Source organism: Ornithinibacillus gellani (assembly GCF_003730295.1).
GTDB lineage: Bacteria > Bacillota > Bacilli > Bacillales > Amphibacillaceae > Ornithinibacillus_A > Ornithinibacillus_A gellani.
In genome coordinates this window covers 1-1,564 of record NZ_QTSZ01000044.1, presented here as the reverse complement: position 1 = coordinate 1,564, position 1,564 = coordinate 1, and the positions used below count along the sequence as shown (strand labels likewise).

The following is a 1,564-nucleotide window of genomic DNA, read 5'->3' as shown; positions in this document are numbered from 1 at the left end:
GGTTGAGTCAAGTATTTGTGGGAGATTTTTAAAGTACCTTATTTTGTATGGTTTTAGCCCCAGTTTTGGTAGCGATTTCAGGTTTGTTTCCACTCATATGTTCAGTGCCTTATTATTTTTTAAATTCCACGTAATCCTTTTAATGCAGCTGTAATTGGTTTTCCAAGAGCTTGTTTTAAATAACCCAAGTTGTTTCGTGTTGCTTCTGCAGCGCTGTCCTTCAGCTTTTCTACGAAGTGTTTAGGCGGCTTTTCATTTCTATTCTCCTGTATTAATTCCTCCGTCTGGTTTAGTATTCCATGTAATGTCTTAATTTCTAATTTATCTTTCAAAGCGACCATGATATCAATAAATTTATCAAGACCTTTATCACTCCAGCTACGTCCGTTTTTAAGACGCCTCGCGAAGAAGCTCATTGTTCCCTCTGCACTACCCATCGGACGGAACCCCGTTGTGTCGATACCTTTTTCTTTTAATTTTTCACGGTAATCTTCCAGTGCTTCTGGATATTGAGAAAGCTGTGTTATTAACGCTTCTAGTTGTTCCTCTTTCTTCTCACTTTCAAGTGTGCCCACGGCACTATTTAATTCCACCATGAAACCTTCCGAGTCATAGTTAGCCAGTTTCTTTCGGATAGAACGGTATCTTGGATGATCGCGAAATATCCGCTGTACATCACGGGCCACATGGAAACGGTCAATGACGAAGATGGCATTATGACGGAAGTATTCCCGACATGATGTGATCCACTTCGCTCCATCACCATTAATAACCAGATGATGCTTGGTCGGATCATACTCATAAGTCGTCATTAAATACTGCTCAAATTCCTCCCAAAATGGAAGTTTCCCTTCATAAATAAAATGACGCTTTTCAACTAGCTTTGCCCGCTTGCCATTCATTTCCCAACCTTGATGCACACTGGCAATCTTAATTTCCCTGCCTTTTTTCTTTTTTTCCTGACTTTTTGTATAGAGCCCGTCAACCTCTACAAATACAACATCCTTTGAAAGGGGTACGGATGCCTCCGGAACTACCTCCGTATTTAAAAGCTGTTGACGTATCCCTTCATGACTGATTACGGGGTATCCCAAAAGATTCTCCATAGCTTTCCCAGCCTGTCGATAGGAAACGCCTGTGACGGCCAGTTCAATAGCTAAATCCTGCACCACTGGGCTTATCCCCTTCGTACCATCAAATGCCAAATATTGATCCAGTAAATAAACATATTTTCCAGTTTTTCTATCTTGATAATAATTCCTTTTCAGCTCCACCTGCCCAAAAACAGATTCAAACTTAAGTGTTCGCTTATCCTTTAGATAAAATCTTTTTTTATCCCTTTCTGATGCAATAGCTTCATCTAATTCCTTAAGTGTCTGTGCCATCACCTCAGAAAAACTTTCCTGTAATGCACGGTATGTAATTTGTTCTAATTCTTTCATTGTAAGCGTAGATATGATATCTTTCATTAGAGGACCTCTTTCTATAGTTGTTGTTGTCGAAGACTTAACTATACAAAAGAAGGTCCTTTTTTTCATCTGAAATGTCTTTCAACTACTACCGC

The 1,564-nt window shown here is 39.5% G+C and carries 1 protein-coding gene; it reads right to left on the bottom strand.

The window, feature by feature from the left end:
* Window positions 1-119: 119 nt before the first annotated feature.
* The gene (locus DX933_RS13595; protein WP_123316985.1) at window positions 120-1,469 is read right to left on the bottom strand and encodes an ISLre2 family transposase; all 1,350 of its coding nucleotides are present in this window, start codon (window positions 1,467-1,469) and stop codon (window positions 120-122) included.
* Between the last annotated feature and the right edge of the window lie 95 nt (window positions 1,470-1,564).